Origin of the sequence: Dickeya chrysanthemi NCPPB 402 (assembly GCF_000406105.1) — a bacterium.
Classification (GTDB): domain Bacteria; phylum Pseudomonadota; class Gammaproteobacteria; order Enterobacterales; family Enterobacteriaceae; genus Dickeya; species Dickeya chrysanthemi.
In genome coordinates this window covers 1,211,039-1,231,400 of record NZ_CM001974.1, presented here as the reverse complement: position 1 = coordinate 1,231,400, position 20,362 = coordinate 1,211,039, and the positions used below count along the sequence as shown (strand labels likewise).

Sequence of the window (20,362 nt, the reverse complement as noted above, 5' to 3'; positions counted from 1 at the left end):
GGTAAGAAGTTCGCTTTAGCCCCCGTAAATAGGGTGTCTGGCGTATTATTGCGGAGTGTTAATATTAAAAGACATCCGGGTAATCTGACAAAATCGTCCATGCTTTGTTAGTAATTATGTATGAACGACTGATTTTTTCATGGCGTCTGTCACATCATACTTGTAACTTTCTCCCCACGTTGTAGACTTTAGCTCGCTGGAGTTGTCCTTAATCATAATGCCAGTTCACTGGCAGCACGTAATTAGACCAAGGGCAATGTCTCCGAGAAAGGATTTTAACCAAAGGCTGATTAGCTTACAGAGTTAATTGCCGATTTGGATGATAATGAGGCGTAAAATGAAAAAAACAGCTATCGCGATTGCAGTGGCACTGGCTGGCTTTGCTACCGTAGCACAAGCCGCACCGAACGATAACACTTGGTACGCAGGCGGTAAACTGGGTTGGTCCCAGTATCACGACTCTGGCCTGAACGGTAATGGTTACAACGTGACCAATGCTGCACAGAACCAGTTGGGTGCCGGTGCATTCGGCGGTTATCAGGCTAACCCGTACCTGGGTTTTGAAATGGGCTATGACTGGCTGGGCCGTATGAAGTATAACGGCGGCAACCAGGGCAGTTTCAAAGCTCAGGGCATCCAGCTGGCAGCGAAACTGAGCTACCCGATTGTTGACGATGTGGACGTCTACACTCGTCTGGGTGGTTTCGTATGGCGTGCAGATAGCCATGACGACTCCGGCCTGAACGATCACGACACCGGTGTTTCTCCGCTGGCTGCCGTCGGTGTTGAATACGCTATCACCAAAAACTGGGCAACCCGCCTGGATTACCAATGGGTGAACAATATTGGCGACGCTTCCACCGTTGGCGGTCGTCCTGACAATGGCCTGCTGAGCGTAGGCGTTTCCTACCGTTTCGGTCAGGAAACCGTTGCTCCAGCTCCAGTAGTGGCTGCTGCTCCGGCCCCGACTCCGGCTCCGGCTCCGGTTGTTCAGACCAAACGCTTCACACTGAAGTCTGACGTACTGTTCAACTTCAACAAAGCCACTCTGAAACCGGAAGGTCAGCGTTCTCTGGACCAACTGTACTCTCAGTTGAGCTCTCTGGATCCGAAAGATGGTTCTGTAGTCGTTCTGGGCTTCACCGACCGTCTGGGTTCCGACCAGTACAACCAGACCCTGTCTACCAAACGTGCTCAGACTGTTGTCGATTACCTGGTTCACAAAGGTATCCCGTCTAACAAAATCTCTGCTCGTGGTATGGGCAAAGCCAACCCGGTTAGCGGCTCTACCTGTGCTAACGTGAAAGCACGTGCTGCGCTGATTGACTGCCTGGCACCGGATCGTCGCGTAGAGATCGAAGTGAAAGGCATCAAAGACGTAGTGACTCAGCCTCAGGCTTAATTGCCGCGCACGCGTTAAGTTAAGGGTAAGCACGGCCCCTATAGATAGTTGTTCTATCGTTGTAAGTGGTTGCGGTTTCCCTGACAAAGAAACAGTCTCTGTTTATGCAGAGGCTGTTTCTTTATTCCTGACGCTTACTGTTGCTCATAAACACACTACCTCAATTACCTCATCCTACTCTGGAATAAACGCATGTGCTTCATAGAATAAAACAATGATGGCAGCGCTAAAATGCCTCATCGGTTATATTCAGGTAGTACCAAAACCACCCGCCATCACCACACCGGATGACAACCAGAACCGGCTACAATCAAGGCAGTATCAGCAGCTCGCTCGTTATCCCCCAAATAATTTGAGTTGCAGGACAACATGCATGGTGTGTTAAACAACGCAACGCGTTGGCCCTCGAAATAATTTCGCACATTGATGCTTCACTTCTCATCGCGCGAGGCCAGTGCTGACAGGACCACCTCCCACAATAGATGCAAAGCTATTTAGGCAAGGCTCATATTGGGCATTGTCACGCGGCAAGAGAGTGGATGACGATGAGCTTATCCAGGTCAGTGATTCGGGTGAACGACAACGCTGCCGGGAGCCGCGTTGAACGCAGCGTGTTGCGGCCCTGAAAAGGACAAGGCCCATTTATGATGAGCCGAGTAAGAAAGCCAACGTGCCGGACAGCCGCCTCGTCATATCAACGTAACGACTGCACTCAACACTCAGGCGCTGACGACAGTTAGCCGTTCAATCTCATGAGGCGTCAACGCCAGACGAGTCGCGCCAGCCAGCTCTGCGACCTGCTCAATCGACGTTGCGCTGACTATCGGCGATGTGACGCCCGGTCTGGCTATGAGCCATGCCAACGCAACCTGACTGGGTGTAGTATGGTGAGCCTCCGCCACCTGATCTAACGCATTCAAAATCGCCAGCCCGCGCGGATTAAGATAACGTTCCACCACTCCCTGACCACGTGCGCTTTTCACCGCATCGGCGGCCGAACGATATTTGCCTGACAAAAAGCCGCTTGCCAGCGAATAGTACCCGATCACCCCTAGCCCATTGGCTTTCACCACCGGTTCCAGCGTGGTTTCATAGTGCTGTCGATCATACAGGTTATATTCCGGTTGCAGCGTTTCATAGCGAGCCAAATGGTTATCCTTACTGACCTGCAACGCCTGCGCCAGACGTTCGCCTGCATAATTGGATGCCCCGATAGCACGCACTTTGCCTTCGCGAATCAACGCATCAAAAGCCGACAGAGTTTCTTCCAGCGGAGTCGAGCGGTCATCATCATGGGATTGATACAAGTCGATATAATCGGTCTGCAAGCGACGTAATGAATCCTCTACCGCCCGACGGATATAACCAGCCGACAACCCCTGCCGATCGCCGCCCATAGTCTTACCCACTTTAGTGGCGATAATCACCCGATCACGGTTTCCACGCTGTTTGAGCCAGTTGCCGACAATACTTTCCGACTCACCGCCTTTATTGCCCGGAGCCCAGATCGAATAGACATCGGCGGTATCAATAAAATTAAGTCCTTGCTCAAGCAAGGCATCCAATACGCGAAACGAGTTCGGCTCATCAATAGTCCAGCCGAACACGTTGCCGCCAAACGTCAGCAACGGTACCCGAATTCCTGAATGCCCTAATTCACGTAATACGTCAGATGCAGGCATGATTCTCTCCTTGTGGTTAGGTTTTCCCTACTCTGCCGGAGTGACGGACAGGGAACTTCCATCACAGCATTTTCCAGTCAGCCGTGCTGAAATGCCCGACGATCTCTCAGACAGAAGCGAATGCTATGAGACCAACGCTTTAGTTTAGGTTATTTTCCGCGATATAATTCCGCTTTTGCGTCTTACGTCTCATTTTAAGCGCAATCGTTACATAAAATGACGTCCAAAAATCGGCCCCTATCATAATTTGGAGCAAACATGTCCAACATTCTGCAATTTATCCTGGCCCTGATTGTTGTCGCCGGCCTGTCACTGCTGGTGTGCCGCGATCGCAAAAGCATTCGCGTCAGGTATATTGTTCAACTTTTAGCCATTGAAATCCTGCTCGCTTATTTCTTCCTTTACTCCAGTGCAGGTCTCGGTTTCGTAACAGGCTTTGCCGGTCTGTTTGACAAGTTGCTCGGTTTCGCCGGTGAGGGTACAACCTTCGTCTTTGGCAATATTGGTAACAATAGCTTTGTGTTCTTCCTGAAAGTACTGTGCCCGATTGTATTCATCTCCGCGCTGATCGGGATTTTGCAGCACATCAAAGTGCTGCCGTTCATTATCCGGCTGATCGGTACCATCCTGTCCAAAGTCAACGGCATGGGCAAGCTGGAGTCGTTTAATGCCGTCAGTTCGCTGATTCTGGGCCAGTCTGAAAACTTCATTGCGTATAAAGACATTCTCGGACAGATGTCTGAAAAACGCATGTACACCATGGCAGCCACCGCGATGTCGACCGTCTCCATGTCGATCGTCGGCGCTTACATGTCAATGCTGGACGCCAAATACGTCGTAGCGGCACTGGTGCTCAACATGTTCAGTACCTTTATCGTGCTGTCGCTCATCAACCCATACGACACCAATGAAGAGAAAGAACTGCACCTGAGCAATCTGCATGAAGGTCAAAGCTTTTTTGAAATGCTGGGCGAATACATCCTGGCCGGTTTCAAAGTTGCGGTTATCGTTGCTGCGATGTTGATCGGTTTCATCGCGTTGATCGCCGCTATCAACGCGCTGTTCAGCGCCGTATTCGGGCTGAGCTTCCAGGAAATCCTGGGTTACGTGTTCTATCCGTTTGCCTGGGTAATGGGGATTCCCAAAGCCGAAGCGCTGCAGGTGGGCAGTATTATGGCCACCAAACTGGTGTCCAACGAATTCGTCGCCATGATGGAGTTGCAGAAAGTGGCCGGTCAGCTGTCCCCGCGCAGCGTGGGTATTCTGTCGGTATTCCTGGTGTCTTTCGCCAATTTCTCCTCGATCGGTATCGTCGCCGGGGCCATCAAGGGGCTGAACGAAGCGCAGGGCAACACCGTTTCCCGTTTTGGTCTGAAACTGGTCTATGGCTCAACGCTGGTCAGCTTGCTGTCCGCCGCCGTTGCCGGTCTGGTGCTGTAACCCGATTGTCGTGGCAATGACACCTTGCTGACACACTCAGCACCGTTCCCGGCGTTCACCACGCCGGGGATTCTTTTTCTACAAACCCTGACATATCTTCCATATTTCCTCCATTTTTGTCCTCCCTTCGCTGTTTAAACTAGTATCATAATATTCAGTGTTTCATGGGCTTATCTTGGCCTGTGCTGATTGGAGGTTCCTTCCATAATTATGAACGCCGCACGCTTATTTCGTTTCCTGATCCTCGTTATTGTTATTGCCGCGGCGTTGTTCGCCTGGCGTTATTTTCGCCCATCACAATCAGAATCCGCCAACGAGGCGACGACCTCACAGCAAGCCTCACGTCAGGGACAAAACCGCAACGGCAGTGGCCGCCGCGGTTCTACCGCTCCGCCGCCGGTTCAGGCTGCGTTTTCCGCTTCATCCAACGTGCCTTACTATCTGTCGGGTCTGGGTACGGTGACGGCGGCCAATACCGTTACGGTACACAGCCGGGTGACGGGTCAATTGATGGCGATCCATTTTCAGGAAGGGCAACAGGTTAAAGAAGGCGAACTGCTGGCGGAAATCGATCCACGGCCATTTCAGGTCGCGTTGGCACAGGCTCAGGGGCAATTAGCCAAAGATCAGGCTTTGTTGATCAACGCCCGTCAGGATCTGGCTCGTTACCAGCAACTGTCTAAAACCAGCTTGGTTTCCGGCCAGCAACTGGATACCCAGGAATCGTTGGTCCGCCAGTACGAAGCAACGGTGAAATCGGATCAGGGATCGGTCGCCAGCGCGCAACTGCAACTCGATTACAGCCGCATCACCGCACCGTTTAGCGGCCGCGTCGGCCTGCGTCAGATTGATATCGGCAACTATGTCACCAGTACCGATAACCTGCTGGTATTAACCCAAACCCACCCGATAGACGCCGTTTTCACTGTACCGGAAGGCGATATCCCCACTGTGCTGAAAGCACAAAAATCCGGCCAGCCGGTACTGGTGGAAGCCTGGGATCGCGCCAGTCAGCGCCTCCTCTCGCAGGGGCGATTGCTGAGCATGGATAACCAGATCGACGCGACCACCGGCACCATCAAGCTAAAAGCCCGCTTCGACAACACCGATGACGCGCTGTTCCCCAATCAGTTCGTCAATATCAAGATGAAAGTGGACACACTGCAAAATGTGGTGGTAGCACCCTCCTCGGCGATCCAAATGGGCAACGAAGGGCGCTTCGTCTGGGTATTGAACGATAAGGATCACGTCAGTAAACACCTCGTCACCACCGGTATTCAGTACGGCCAGCAAACCGTCGTGGCAAACGGGCTGAACGCGGGCGAGCGGGTCGTTACCGACGGGATCGACCGCCTGACCGAAGGCGCGCAGGTAGAAGTGCTGGCGCCAGTGGCGGCTGACGCCAAATCCACTGCCGGCACCGAAAAGCCTCAGCGTGAAAAATCTCAGCCTAAAGCGGAGAAATTCTGATGCAGGGGACAACGCCGTCAGAGGACACCACGCTGCATAACAGTGGCGGACCGTCACGCCTGTTTATTCTCCGGCCGATTGCCACCACGCTGTTGATGATCGCCATTCTGCTGGCCGGGATTGTGGGCTATCGTGCGTTACCGGTTTCCGCGCTGCCGGAAGTCGACTATCCGACCATTCAGGTCGTTACGTTGTACCCCGGCGCCAGCCCGGACGTGATGACTTCGGCGGTCACCGCACCGTTGGAACACCAATTCGGCAGCATGTCCGGCCTCAAGCAGATGTCGAGCCAAAGCTCCGGCGGTTCATCGGTGATCACATTGCAGTTCCAGCTGTCGCTGTCGCTGGATGTCGCCGAACAGGATGTACAGGCGGCGATTAACGCCGCCACCAATCTGCTGCCCACCGATCTGCCGTTCCCGCCTACCTACAGCAAGGTCAACCCGGCGGATCCGCCGATCATGACGCTGGCGGTCACCTCCACTGCCCTGCCGCTGACACAGGTGCAGGACATGATTGAAACGCGCATCGCGCAGAAAATCGCTCAGGTGGAAGGCGTCGGGCTGGTTACCCTGGCCGGCGGGCAACGGCCATCGGTACGCGTCAAGCTCAATCCGGGCGCGCTGGCCGCCTATGGGCTGAGCAGCGAAACGGTGCGCACCGCCATCACCGCGGCCAACGTCAATACCCCCAAAGGCAGTTTTGACGGCCCGGCACGCTCGGTGACGCTATCCGCCAACGACCAGATGCGTTCGCTCGATGACTATCGCCAGTTGATCATTACCTGGAAAAACAATGCTCCGGTACGGCTACAGGACGTCGCAACGGTAGAACAGGCGGCGGAAAATACCCATCTGGCGGCATGGGCTAATCAGAATCAGGCCATTGTCCTCAATATTCAGCGCCAGCCGGGGGCCAACGTTATTGCGACGGCCGACCATATCCGCAGCCTGTTGCCATCGCTGAAAGCCAGCTTACCCAAGTCGGTGGATGTTGCTCTGCTCACCGACCGTACCACCACTATTCGCGCATCGGTGGACGATGTGCAGTTTGAGCTGATTCTGGCCATCGCATTGGTGGTGATGGTGATTTACCTGTTCCTGCGCAACGCGGTAGCCACGCTCATCCCCAGTATTGCCGTGCCGCTGTCGCTGGTGGGGACGTTCGCCGCCATGTATTTTCTCGGTTTTTCGATCAACAACCTGACGTTAATGGCGTTAACCATCGCCACCGGTTTTGTCGTCGATGACGCCATCGTGGTGATTGAAAACATCGCCCGTTACATTGAAAAAGGCGAAAAGCCGCTACAGGCGGCGCTGAAAGGCGCGGGGGAAATCGGCTTTACCATTATTTCACTCACCTTTTCACTGATTGCAGTGCTGATCCCGCTGCTGTTTATGGGCGATATTATCGGTCGCCTGTTCCGCGAATTCGCCGTAACATTGGCGGTATCTATCCTGATCTCCGCGGTAGTGTCGCTGACGCTGACGCCAATGATGTGCGCCCGCTTGCTCAGCCACCATTCGCTGAGCCAGCAGAACCGGTTTACTCGTGCCAGCGAGCGCTTCTTTGATGCGGTGATCGCCTGGTATGGTCGCGGCCTGACCCGGGTGCTTAATCACCCGTGGATTACCCTCGGCGTCGCATTGAGTACGTTGGTACTCACCGTCTTGCTGTATATCGTGATCCCCAAAGGTTTTTTCCCGATACAAGACAACGGCATCATTCAGGGCACCGTGCAAGCGTCGCAAACCATCTCCTTCTCCGGCATGGTGGACAAGCAGCAGCAGGTCACTTCGCTTATCATGCAGGACCCGGCGGTGGAAAGCGTCTCGTCGTTTATCGGCGTTGACGGCACCAACCCATCGCTCAACAGCGGCAGGTTGCAGATTAACCTGAAGCCGCTGGATGAACGCAGCGACCGTATTCAGGGCGTGATCGAACGGCTGCAACAGCGCACATCCGCCCTGCCCGGCATTCAGCTTTATCTGCAACCGGTGCAGGACTTGACCATCGATACGCAAGTCAGCCGCACTCAGTATCAGTTTACTCTGCAAACCATGTCGCTGGATGAGCTCAGCACCTGGGTGCCGAAACTGACCGCCGAGCTACAAAAATTGCCGCAGTTGCAGGATGTCAGCAGCGACTGGCAGGACAGCGGCGCGGTAGCCTACCTCAAGGTCAACCGCGACAACGCCAGCCGTCTCGGCATCACTATGTCGCAGGTGGACAGCGCGCTGTACAACGCCTTCGGCCAGCGGTTGATTTCCACCATTTACACCCAGTCCAACCAGTACCGGGTGGTGTTGGAACAGCACCACGAAAGCAGCAACGGGCTGGCGGCGCTGAGTGATATCCGGCTTATCAACAGCAGCGGCGGCGTAGTGCCGCTCAGCAGCATCGCCACGGTGGAAGAGCGCCAGGGGCCGCTGTCAGTCAACCACATCGACCAGTTCCCCTCGACGACCATTTCGTTCAACGTCGCCTCCGGCTACGCGTTGGGCGATGCGGTAAAAGCCATTCAGCAGACGCAGCAACAGATGCAGTTGCCGAGCGACATCATTACCCGCTTTCAGGGCAGTACGCTGGCGTTCCAGTCGGCGCTGACCAGCACCATCTGGCTGGTGGTGGCCGCAGTCGTGGCGATGTATATCGTACTGGGCGTGCTGTATGAGAGTTTTATCCACCCGGTCACTATCTTGTCCACCCTGCCGACCGCCGGAGTCGGCGCGTTGCTGGCGCTGATGATCGCGGGCAGCGATCTGAACATCATCGCCATCATCGGTATTATTTTGCTGATCGGTATCGTGAAGAAAAACGCCATCATGATGATCGATTTTGCACTGGCGGCCGAACGCGAACAGGGAATGGCGCCGTATCAGGCTATTTATCAGGCTTGTTTGCTGCGTTTTCGCCCGATACTGATGACCACCATGGCGGCGCTGCTCAGCGCCGTACCGCTGATGTTCAGTACCGGCGTCGGCGCGGAGCTGCGACGTCCGCTCGGCATCTGTATGGTAGGCGGGTTGGTGATGAGCCAGGTGTTGACGCTGTTCACTACGCCGGTAATTTACCTGTTGTTTGACCGTCTGGCGCATCGTCTGCGTCGCCGTCGGCCGCAGGAAGGGGAAGCACAGTGAAGTTCTTCGCACTGTTTATCCATCGTCCGGTCGCCACCACGTTGCTGGCGCTGGCGATAGCGCTATGCGGGCTGCTCGGCTATCAGTTGCTGCCGGTATCGCCGCTGCCGCAGGTGGATTACCCGGTGATTTCGGTCTCCGCCACCTTGCCCGGCGCGTCGCCGGAAACCATGGCGTCGTCGGTGGCAACACCGCTGGAGCGTTCGCTGGGCCGCATCGCCGGCATTAACGAAATGACGTCGATGAGTTCGCTGGGCAGCACCCGCATCATCCTGCAGTTTGCGTTGGATCGTGACATCAACGGTGCGGCCCGTGACGTGCAGGCGGCGATCAACGCCGCCCAGAGCCTGTTGCCAAGCAGCATGCCGAGCCGTCCCTATTACCGCAAGGTGAACCCATCCGATGCGCCTATCATGATCATCACGCTGACGTCGGACACTTACGGCCCCGGCCAGTTGTACGACTATGCCTCGACCCAGATTGCGCAACGCGTCTCGCAAATCGACGGCGTCGGCGACGTCACCATCGGCGGCAGTTCGTTACCGGCGGTCCGGGTGGCGCTCAACCCACAGGCACTGTTTAATCAGGGTGTATCGCTGGACGCCGTGCGCCAGTCGATCGCCCAATCCAACGTGCGCCAGCCGCTCGGTAGCGTGGACAGCGGCAGTACTCACTATCAGATTCAGACCAACGACGAGCTGAAAACCGCAGAGGCCTATCGCTCGCTGATCATCCACTACAACAATGGCGCGCCGGTGCGCCTGAGCGATGTGGCGACGGTGAAGGACTCGGTGCAAAACGTGCTCAACGCCGGGATGACCAACGCCAAACCCGCCGTTCTGGTGATGATCCGCCGCGCGCCGGATGCCAACATTATTTCCACCGTGGATGCTATCCGCGCCTCCATGCCGGAATTGCAGGCGATGTTGCCCGCCTCGATCACGTTGAATGTCGCACAAGACCGCTCGCCGACGATTCGCGCCTCGCTGCACGACGTGGAACGGTCGTTGATCATCGCGGTATCGCTGGTGATTCTGGTGGTGTTTTTGTTCCTGCGATCCGCACGCGCCACGCTGATCCCGGCCATCGCCGTACCGGTGTCGTTGATTGGCACCTTCTCCGCCATGTACCTGTGCGGTTTCAGTTTGAACAATCTGTCGCTGATGGCGTTGACCGTCGCCACCGGTTTTGTGGTGGATGACGCCATCGTGGTGCTGGAGAATATTTCCCGCCATATCGAAGCCGGTATGAAGCCGTTGCAAGCCTCGCTACAGGGGGTGCGGGAAGTCGGGTTCACCGTGGTATCGATGAGCCTGTCGCTGATCGCCGTGTTCATTCCGTTGCTGTTCATGGATGGCCTGCCCGGCCGCTTGTTCCGCGAATTTTCGATTACGTTGTCGGTCGCCATTCTGATCTCATTGTTGGTATCCATCACGCTGACGCCGATGATGTGCGCCCGCTTGCTGCGCCCTCATACGCCCCGCAGCCAGCCGCGTACCCGCGGTTTCAACCGGCTGTTGCTCGGGCTGCAACAAGGCTATGGACGCAGTCTGCGTTGGGTGTTGAACCACTCGCGCTGGGTAATGATGGTGCTGCTGGGGACGATCGGCCTGAGCGTCTGGCTGTATATCAGCATCCCCAAAACCTTCTTCCCCGAGCAGGATACCGGGCGGCTGATGGGGTTCATCCAGGCCGACCAGAGCATTTCCTTTCAGGCGATGAAGCGCAAACTGCAGGATTTCATGACCATCGTACGCGCCGACCCGGCGGTGGATAATGTCACCGGTTTTACCGGTGGAATGCGCACCAACAGCGGCTCAATGTTTATTAGCCTGAAACCGCTTGCCCAGCGCGACGTTAACGCGCAGCAGGTGATTACCCGGCTGCGCGCCAAACTGGCGAAGGAGCCGGGCGCCAATCTGTACCTGATGGCGGTACAGGATGTGCGTATCGGTGGGCGCGAAGCGAACGGCGGTTACCAGTTCTCACTGTTATCGGATGATTTGGCGGTGTTACGGAACTGGGAACCCAAAATTCGCGATGCGCTGAGCAAATTGCCGCAACTGGCGGACGTCAGTTCCGACCAGCAGGACAAGGGCGCCGAATTGATGATGGTCTACGATCGTGATGCCATGGCACGGCTTGGCATCAATGTGTCCAGCGTCAACGCGTTGCTGAACAATGCCTTTGGTCAGCGGCAGATTTCCACCATTTACCAGCCGATGAACCAGTATAAAGTGGTGATGGAGGTGGATTCGGCTTACACCCAGGACCCCAGCTCGCTGGACAAAATGTTTGTGATCAACAACGACGGTAAGCCGATCCCGTTGTCATTCTTTGCTCACTGGCAACCGGCCAACGCGCCGCTGGCGGTTAACCATCAGGGGTTGTCGGCCGCGGCGACCCTCTCGTTCAACCTGCCGGAAGGCGTCAGCCTGTCGGATGCCACCACCGCCATCGAACGCACCATGACCGCAGTGGGCGTGCCGCCCACGGTTCGCGGGCAATTTGCCGGCACCGCGCTGGCGTTCCAACAATCGCAGCATTCGCAGGTGGTGCTGATTATCGCGGCGATCCTGACGGTCTACATCGTGCTGGGAATATTGTATGAAAATGTCGCCCACCCGCTGACCATTCTCTCTACCCTGCCCTCTGCCGGGGTCGGTGCACTGCTGGCGCTGGAGCTGTTCAACAAACCGTTCAGCCTGATTGCGCTGATCGGTATTTTGTTGCTGATCGGCATTGTGAAGAAAAACGCCATCATGATGGTGGATTTTGCGCTGGTAGCACAGCGGGAAGGAAAACTGTCGGCGCAGGAGGCGATTTTCCGCGCCTGCATGTTGCGTTTCCGCCCGATCATGATGACCACTATGGCCGCGCTGTTCGGCGCGTTGCCGCTGGTGCTGAGCAACGGCGACGGCTCGGAACTGCGCCAGCCGCTGGGTATCACCATTGTCGGCGGGCTGGTGATGAGCCAGTTGCTGACGCTGTACACCACGCCGGTGGTGTACCTGTTCTTCGACCGTCTGCATTGGCGCCGTCGTGATCGCACCGATGCGGCCGGGCATACCGAACCGTTGGCCTGATGCCGCTTCAGCCGTCATTGTCGTACCTGTAATCATCGCCGGGGTTCGCCCCGGCGCCTGTCAGGGACAGGATATTCCCGGGAGTGATACCGCATGACCCATCAGCTTGCATCCGTTCGCTGGCAATTGTGGATTGTGGCCTTCGGCTTTTTATGCAAGCGCTGGACACCACAATCGTTAACACCGCCCTGCCCTCTATGGCCGCCAGTCTGAATGAAAGCCCGCTGCGTATGCATGCAGTGATCGTCGCTTATGTGCTGACCGTCGCCATGTTGTTGCCGGCCAGCGGCTGGCTGGCGGATAGGCTGGGTGTGCGCAACATTTTCTTTTCCGCCATTATGCTGTTCAGCCTTGGTTCACTGCTGTGCGCCCGCTCCACCACCCTCAATGAACTGCTGTTTTCCCGGGTAATTCAGGGCGTCGGCGGCGCGATGATGGTGCCGATAGGTCGGCTGACGGTGATGAAGCTGGTGCCGCGTGCTCAGTACATGGCGGCAATGACCTTCGTTACGCTGCCGGGGCAGGTAGGCCCGCTGATGGGGCCGACGCTCGGCGGTTTTCTGGTGCAATACGCCAGTTGGCACTGGATCTTCCTGATCAATCTTCCGGTCGGGTTGATAGGCGCGCTCGCCACCTGGCGGTTAATGCCCAACTTCACCATGCCGCCACGCCGTTTCGACCTGCGTGGGTTTATCTGTCTGGTGATCGCGATGGGCACGCTGACGCTGGCGCTGGACGGGCAGAAAAGCCTTGGGTTTTCCGCGCCGACGCTGATCGCGCTGGTGCTGACCGGCATGTTGGCGCTGCTGGGTTACTGGTGGCATGCCAGGAACAACGAGGCATCGCTGTTTAACCTGCGCCTGTTCCACACCCGCAGCTTTACCATCGGGTTGTTAGGCGGCTGGCTGGCGCGCATCGGCAGCGGCATGTTGCCGTTTATGACGCCGGTATTTCTGCAAATCGGGCTGGGGTACACCCCGTTTCATGCCGGTATGATGATGATCCCGCTGGTGCTGGGCAACATGGGGATGAAGCGGCTGGTAGTGCTGACCGTCAACCGGTTCGGCTACCGTATCGTGCTGATCGCCTCTACGCTGACGCTGGCGCTGGCTACCTTGCTGTTTGCGCTGGTCGCGCTGATGAACTGGCACTGGATGACGCCGTTAGTGTTACTGTTGGTGGGGATGGTCAACGGTATCCGTTTTTCCACCATGAATACCCTGACGCTCAAAGATCTGCCCGACTCCCTGGCCAGTGGCGGCAACAGCCTGATGTCGATGTCGATGCAGCTCTCTACCAGTATGGGTGTGACCATCGCCGGCTTACTGCTGGGCATTTTCGCCAATCAGCATCTGGTGAGCGGCGCGCCGGAAACCCACAGTGTGTTCCTTTACACCTATCTCTGCATGGTGGCGGTGATGGCGCTCCCGGCGCTGATTTTCAACCGGGTGCCGCCCGATACTGTTCAGCAGGCGACGCTGACACATTCCTCATGAGGTGAATGATGAGATTCGGCATTACCGCCAGACTGTTTCTGGCGATATTTTCCACCTGCATGTTGGTGTTGGTCATCATGCATTTCGGCGTCCGGCTCAGTTTCGAAAAAGGCTTTATCGATTACATTCGCCGCGGCAACGAACAACGGGTGGTGCAGATCCGCAGCTGGCTGGAGGATCAGTACCAACAGTACGGCAACTGGGATTTTCTGCACAACAACGAGCGCGGTATCTTCCCGATGCTGCGGACGATGGAGCAGAACAACGATGAAGCCATGCAGGGTTGGCGTACCCGGTTTTGGGTCACGGACGAGAACCGCCGCCGCCTGATAGGCCCGCCGATCTCGATGCCTGCCGGCAGCACCTGGCAGCCGCTGATGATGCAGAACCGGGTCGTGGGTTGGCTGGTGGCGGCACCGGTCGAAGGGCTGACGCGTAGCGCCGACATCAGTTTCGATCGCCAGCAGCAACGTACCAGTTGGCTGATTGTCGCCTTTACCACCCTGCTGGCGGCCGTAGTCACCTGGCTGATGTCGCGTGGCTTGCTGGCGCCGGTCAAACGGCTGGTCAACGGCATCCACCAACTGGCGGGCGGCGATTTCAGTACCCGCGTCAGCGCCGGCAGGCGAGACGAGTTGGATCGGCTGGCACAGGATTTCAACCAGTTAGCCTCGGCGCTGGAGAAAAATGAACAGTCGCGCCGCGCGTTCATGGCTGATATTTCCCATGAGTTGCGTACACCGTTGGCCGTGTTGCGCGGCGAACTGGAAGCATTGCAGGATGGCGTACGGCGGCCCGATACCGCAGCATTTTCTTCACTGCAGGCGGAAGTCACGTTGTTAACTAAACTGGTGGACGACCTGCACCAACTGTCGTTGTCTGATCTGAGTGCGCTGGCTTACCGCAAAGCGGCCGTTAATGCCACCGCACTACTGCAATTGTCGGTAGCGGCATTCAAAGAGCGTTTTCATCACAAAGGCATCCGGCTGACCACCCGCTTTCATCCCGAAGCCATCGTATTTGGCGATCCGGACCGCCTGAACCAGTTATTCAACAACCTGATGGAAAATAGCCTACGCTATACCGATGATGGCGGACGACTGGAAATAGAAACCGAGTTACGCCCGCAACGATTGGTGATTCACTGGCGCGACAGCGCTCCCGGCATCAGCGATGAACAGCTGGCGCTGATTTTCGAGCGCTTCTACCGTGCGGAGAGTTCGCGCAACCGAGCCAGCGGCGGCTCCGGACTGGGATTATCCATTTGCGCCAATATCGTTGAGGCACATGATGGACGCTTGTATGCTGAGCATTCCACGCTTGGCGGTGTACAAATCACCGTCGAACTTCCGTTGCACTTATCCTGATACAGGAATCGACATGACTGCATCGTCTCCTGCAGCGGCCGGTGATGAAAACCCGCCGGTGCTGATCGTTGAAGATGAGCCCAAACTGGCCCAATTGCTGGTGGATTATCTGCAGGCATCGGGTTATCGCACCCACTGGCTGACGCAAGGTGAAGAGGTCGAGCCCTGGGTTCGCGAACACCCCTGCCAGCTAATCCTGCTGGACCTGATGCTGCCGGGCCGCGACGGCCTGACGCTCTGTCGCGCCATTCGCGGCTTTTCCAACGTGCCGATCATCATGGTGACCGCCCGCTCCGACGAAATCGACCGGCTGCTGGGGCTGGAAATCGGTGCCGACGACTACATTTGCAAACCCTACAGCCCGCGTGAAGTGGTCGCGCGAGTGAAAACCCTGCTGCGCCGCTGCCGCTGGCAACACGAACCGCTGCCGAATGACGCCTTACCCGCATTGCTGATCGATCAGAATCGCTATCAGGCCAGTTATCTCGGCCGCCACCTGGAACTGACGCCCGCTGAATTCAGGCTGCTGAAAACCCTCTCCGCCGAACCGGGGCGTGTCTTTTCACGCGAGCAACTGCTCGATCATCTGTATGACGACTACCGGGTGGTGACCGACCGCACCATCGACAGCCACATCAAAAACCTGCGCCGCAAGCTGGAAATGTTCGACCGGGAAACCTCGTTCATCCGTACAGTCTATGGTATCGGTTACCGTTGGGAAGCCGCCGCCAGCCAGGAAATCTAGACGACTAGCCGCGTACTGCGGCAAGTCGTCAAAGAAACTGTCCGACTCGGTTAAAAATTTGCAATTTTCTCTCCGCTACCGGCTGCTAGCATAATCACACAACATAATGATGATGATGAGGGTAAACATGTCGGGATTAGTCAATGGCAAATGGGTCGAGGGCGATGTAGCGGCCGAGGAAATCAAAGGCGGCGCCTTTCACCGTCAGGAAACGCTGTTTCGTGCAACAGCGCTGATACCGGAAGCGGGACGCTATCAGTTATTCGTCTCATACCTTTGCCCATGGGCGTCCCGCACCACTATCTACCGCAACCTGAAAGAACTGCAAAATGTGATAGCCCTGTCGGTCGCGGAACCCCGCATCGGCGAACAGGGTTGGGAATTCAGGACTCCGCAGGATGCCGGCGACACCATCGCGCCGGTACGCTACCTGCACCAGCTCTACACCGCCAGCGACGCGCACTACACCGGCAAGGTTTCAGTACCGGTGCTGTGGGACCGCAAAGAAGGCCGTATCGTCAATAATGAATCGGCGGAGATCATTCGCCTGCTCAACCACGCGTTCAATGACCTGACCGGCAACCGGCTGGACTTTTACCCGCCGGAGCTGCAACCGGAGATCGACCGCTGGAACAGTCTGATTTACGACAACATCAACAACGGCGTATACAAAACCGGTTTCGCCAAAACACAAGCGCATTATGACCAGGCGGTAACGAACCTGTTTGCCGCGCTGGATTCGGTGGAAGCCCTTCTGGCGCATCATCGCTATCTGGCAGGCGACACGCTGACCGAAGCCGACTGGCGGCTGTTCGTGACGTTGGTGCGCTTTGATGCGGCTTATCACGGCGCGTTCAAATGCAACATCCGTCGGCTGGAAGATTACCCGCACCTTTCCGGCTACCTGCGCGAGCTGTACCAGTGGCCGGGGGTCAAAGACACAGTCAGGTTGGATGATATTAAAGCCGGGTATTACAGCATCCGCTGGCTCAACCCCACGGGTATCGTGCCGAAGGGGCCGTACACGGATTTTGAGCGCCCGCACTTGCGCTATCAGGTAGGCTCATCAGCCGGTATCCGCACGGCATAATCGCCCTTGACGGCCGGCGCAGACCCGGCCGCCACAGACCCGGTTTCCAATAGTCGCACTTTCTGTAAGCCGACTACTGATTTTTCCTGCCGTTGGCGTTAGAATCTGCCGCCTTTACTGTTCCCAACCGGGAACAGCCTGACCTGTGATCAGACTCGAGAAAACACCATGTTCAAACCGGAATTACTCTCTCCGGCCGGTACGCTAAAAAATATGCGTTACGCCTTTGCTTATGGCGCTGACGCAATTTATGCCGGCCAGCCTCGCTACAGCCTGCGTGTGCGTAATAACGAATTCAACCACCAGACGCTGGCGCAAGCCATCAATGAAGCCCATGCGCTGGGCAAGAAATTTTACGTGGTGGTGAACATTGCGCCGCATAACGCCAAACTGAAAACCTTCCTGCGCGACCTGCAACCGGTGGTCGAGATGAACCCGGACGCGCTGATCATGTCCGACCCGGGGTTGATCATGCTGGTGCGGGAAAACTTCCCGCAGATGCCCATCCACCTGTCGGTACAGGCTAATGCAGTAAACTGGGCGACGGTGAAATTCTGGCAACAGATGGGGCTGAGCCGGGTGATTCTGTCGCGCGAGCTGTCGCTGGAAGAAATTGAGGAAATCCGCACCCAGGTGCCGGACATGGAGCTGGAAGTGTTCGTCCACGGCGCACTGTGCATGGCCTATTCCGGCCGCTGCCTGCTGTCGGGCTATATCAATAAGCGTGACCCGAATCAGGGCACCTGCACCAATGCCTGCCGCTGGGAATACAACGTGCAGGAAGGCAAAGAAGACACGGTGGGTAACATCGTGCACATCCATGAACCGATTGCGGTCACACAACTCGACGACACCCGGCCGGAACCGACGCTGGGCATCGGCGCGCCTACCGACAAGGTCTTCATGCTGGAAGAGAAGCAGCGCCCGGGCGAATACATGAGCGCGTTTGAGGACGAGCACGGCACCTACATCATGAACTCACGCGACCTGCGCGCCATTCAGCACGTGGAACGTCTGACTAACATGCAGGTTGCCTCGCTGAAAATCGAAGGCCGCACCAAGTCGTTCTACTACTGTGCCCGCACCGCGCAGGTGTATCGCCGCGCCATCGACGATGCCGCCGCCGGCAAACCGTTCGACCCGACGCTGCTGCAAACGTTGGAAGGCCTGGCGCACCGCGGCTATACCGAGGGTTTCCTGCGTCGCCACGTCCACGAGGATTACCAGAATTACGACTACGGTTACTCGGTATCGGACCAGCAACAGTTTGTCGGGGAATTTACCGGCGAGCGCCGCGACGGACTGGCGGAAGTGGCGGTCAAGAACAAGTTTTCCCGCGGCGACAGCGTGGAAATGATGACGCCGGGCGGCAACATCCGGTTCACTATCGATACCCTGCTCAACAAAAAAGGTCAGGCTGTCGATGTCGCGCCGGGCGACGGCCATACCGTGTATCTGCCGGTGCCGGATGACGTTGCACTGGAATACGCGTTATTGCTGCGTAATCTTCCGGGGACCAACACCCGTAATCCACATGCAAAATAACAAAAAGGTGACAACATCGTGCCAATTGTGACTTTTTTTAGAATCAGATCACATCAATGGCATCGCTAACTGGTTATTATTGCAGCGCTGAGAAAATAGAAAACGAAAAATAAGCGTAGTAATGCTACTAGGAACCACCTCCTTGGCCAGCTCAATCTCCCTTGAGCTGGCTTTTTCTTTTCGGGTTATTCCCGCTTCAGGCGTGGGCTATTCACCAGATAGAGCGTGATCACCAGAATCAGGATCGCCCCGGCATAGGTGAAGGTATCCGCCGGGTTTTTATGATCGACAATAATCAGCCGCACGATGGCGGTAATACCGATGTAGATAAAATAGCGCAGCGGGAAGTGATAACCGGACAGAAAATACTTCACGATCAGCGCCAGAAATTCAAAATAGAGAAAGTAAATCACCAGGCTTTCGATCAGCATATACGACGATTCTTTTTCATTGCTGACCAGCAGCACCGTCGCCAAATGCCAGGTTTCCTTGCCCAGAAAAATCACCAGAATCACCGCCAGCATCAACAGGCCGAAATTGAGTATAGTCTGTAACCCCTTGGCAATCATGACCGCACGCGCTGAACCCGCCATGAGCATCTCCCCAACAATATGATTCAGAGAAAAAATACGACTCAGAAAAAAATCTCCTAAAATCCGGTAAGCGTTAACCCTGCCACACAGGCAATAATCTGACGCAGATCACAAAATTACCGGGTCATGAACGGGCTGTCTATGCAATATTTTTTACTATTTATCTGATTTTCTTATCGCTTTGATCAGGCTGCCATCGTCACCACCAGCGGTGAAAATGGTGTACCGGGCCGATACCGTGGCCGACTTCCAGCGAATCCGCCTGTTCCAGCGCCCCTTGCAGATAGGCCCGCGCGGCGGACAGGGTATCCGGCCAGTTGTCATAACGCGGGCGTAACGCCGCCAGCGCTGCCGACAGCGTGCAACCGGTGCCATGCGTATGCCGGGTGTTGATGCGCGGCGCGCTTAACCGCACCGCCTCCGCATCCGGCATGAACAACCAGTCAGGACTTTCCTGGTCACTCAGGTGGCCGCCTTTCATCAGCACCGCCCGGCACCCCATCGCCAACAACCGTTCCCCCTGCCGCCGCATTTCCGACTCGTCGGCCGCCAATGCACACTGCAACAGCGCCGCGGCCTCCGGCAGGTTGGGGGTGATCAACGACACCCGCGGCAACAGCAACCGGCGCACCGCGTCCACTGCCTCCGGCGCCAGTAGCGGATCACCGCTTTTCGCCAGCATCACCGTATCCAGCACCACATAAGGCACCGGGTAACGCAACAGCCGGTCTGCTACCATTTCCACAATATCCGTCTGTGCCAGCATGCCGATTTTCGCGCTGTCAATGCGAACATCGCTCAGTACAGAATCCAGTTGGGCACCGACAAACGCCGGTTCAATGCGGTAGACCGACTGCACGCCGCGGGTATTTTGTGCCACCAGCGCGGTAATCACACTGGTGCCGTATGCTCCCAGTGCCGAGAAGGTTTTCAGGTCAGCCTGAATACCGGCACCACCGCTCGGGTCGGTGCCGGCAATGGTTAGCGCGTTGATGCGTTTCATATCAGCACCCACGACGTACCGGCCTCAATGGCGCTTGCCGCCGCCGCGCGCATCGCCTGCGCACGGTCGGTTTCAAGCATACCCAGATTAATCAGTAGCCCGTCAGCCAGCGCGCTGAACTGCGCCGCTTCACCGGCATCGACCACCATGGCAGGCGAGGCGCCCAGCGCCAACAGCACATTGGCGGTAAACCTCTGCACCCCCTCATTGGTCAGGCAGTGCACCAGCGGTGCGCGCAAACGGAAAGCGTCAAGGGAATCCGCGACGGACGCGGCAGGGAAAAGTACAGGTCGAGTGTTCATA

12 protein-coding genes and 2 pseudogenes are annotated in these 20,362 nt (G+C 56.5%); 10 read left to right on the top strand and 4 right to left on the bottom strand.

All coding sequences use genetic code 11. From position 1 onward, the window contains the following. Positions 1–337 precede the first annotated feature (337 nt). The gene (ompA, locus tag DCH402_RS05615; RefSeq protein WP_027711364.1) at positions 338–1,402 is read left to right on the top strand and encodes a porin OmpA; all 1,065 of its coding nucleotides are present in this window, start codon (positions 338–340) and stop codon (positions 1,400–1,402) included. A 719-nt stretch (positions 1,403–2,121) separates the two neighbouring features. Here ompA and DCH402_RS05610 read toward each other — a convergent pair. Then, positions 2,122–3,084, bottom strand: coding sequence for an aldo/keto reductase (locus tag DCH402_RS05610; RefSeq protein WP_027711363.1), 963 nt, complete (start codon positions 3,082–3,084; stop codon positions 2,122–2,124). A 258-nt stretch (positions 3,085–3,342) separates the two neighbouring features. Between DCH402_RS05610 and DCH402_RS05605 the strand changes: the two genes are divergently transcribed. From DCH402_RS05605 to trhP, 9 genes and pseudogenes are all read left to right on the top strand, one after another. After that, positions 3,343–4,524 (top strand): NupC/NupG family nucleoside CNT transporter, encoded by a 1,182-nt coding sequence (locus DCH402_RS05605; RefSeq protein ID WP_040000260.1) that lies wholly within the window; start codon positions 3,343–3,345, stop codon positions 4,522–4,524. A 210-nt stretch (positions 4,525–4,734) separates the two neighbouring features. Next, entirely contained in the window at positions 4,735–5,994 is a 1,260-nt protein-coding gene (locus DCH402_RS05600) for an MdtA/MuxA family multidrug efflux RND transporter periplasmic adaptor subunit (RefSeq protein ID WP_040000259.1), read from the top strand. Beyond that, complete coding sequence (locus tag DCH402_RS05595; RefSeq protein WP_040000258.1) at positions 5,994–9,134, top strand: MdtB/MuxB family multidrug efflux RND transporter permease subunit; 3,141 nt, start codon at positions 5,994–5,996, stop codon at positions 9,132–9,134. Before DCH402_RS05600 ends, DCH402_RS05595 begins: the two co-directional genes overlap by 1 nt. After that, entirely contained in the window at positions 9,131–12,220 is a 3,090-nt protein-coding gene (gene mdtC / locus DCH402_RS05590; protein WP_040000257.1) for a multidrug efflux RND transporter permease subunit MdtC, read from the top strand. The genes DCH402_RS05595 and mdtC overlap by 4 nt, the downstream gene beginning before the upstream one ends. 93 nt (positions 12,221–12,313) lie before the next feature. Beyond that, positions 12,314–13,716, top strand: a pseudogene (gene mdtD, locus DCH402_RS05585) (multidrug transporter subunit MdtD). Between the two features lie 8 nt (positions 13,717–13,724). After that, entirely contained in the window at positions 13,725–15,083 is a 1,359-nt protein-coding gene (gene baeS / locus DCH402_RS05580) for an envelope stress sensor histidine kinase BaeS (protein WP_040000256.1), read from the top strand. Between the two features lie 13 nt (positions 15,084–15,096). After that, a complete protein-coding gene (baeR, locus tag DCH402_RS05575) occupies positions 15,097–15,828 on the top strand; it encodes an envelope stress response regulator BaeR (RefSeq protein WP_012768945.1) in 732 nt (243 codons plus the stop codon). Positions 15,829–15,955: 127 nt separating this feature from the next. Continuing rightward, complete coding sequence (locus DCH402_RS05570; RefSeq protein ID WP_040000255.1) at positions 15,956–16,918, top strand: glutathione S-transferase family protein; 963 nt, start codon at positions 15,956–15,958, stop codon at positions 16,916–16,918. A 168-nt stretch (positions 16,919–17,086) separates the two neighbouring features. Beyond that, positions 17,087–18,463, top strand: coding sequence for a prephenate-dependent tRNA uridine(34) hydroxylase TrhP (trhP, locus tag DCH402_RS05565; protein ID WP_040000254.1), 1,377 nt, complete (start codon positions 17,087–17,089; stop codon positions 18,461–18,463). Positions 18,464–18,648: 185 nt separating this feature from the next. Here trhP and psiE read toward each other — a convergent pair whose 3' ends face one another. The 3 genes and pseudogenes from psiE to DCH402_RS05550 form a co-directional block, all read right to left on the bottom strand. After that, positions 18,649–19,056, bottom strand: coding sequence for a phosphate-starvation-inducible protein PsiE (gene psiE, locus DCH402_RS05560; RefSeq protein WP_012768942.1), 408 nt, complete (start codon positions 19,054–19,056; stop codon positions 18,649–18,651). A gap of 199 nt (positions 19,057–19,255) precedes the next feature. After that, entirely contained in the window at positions 19,256–20,059 is an 804-nt protein-coding gene (gene thiD / locus DCH402_RS05555) for a bifunctional hydroxymethylpyrimidine kinase/phosphomethylpyrimidine kinase (RefSeq protein WP_040003405.1), read from the bottom strand. A 2-nt stretch (positions 20,060–20,061) separates the two neighbouring features. Beyond that, positions 20,062–20,361 (bottom strand): annotated as a pseudogene (locus DCH402_RS05550) (hydroxyethylthiazole kinase); the annotation flags it as partial. Position 20,362: the final 1 nt, after the last annotated feature.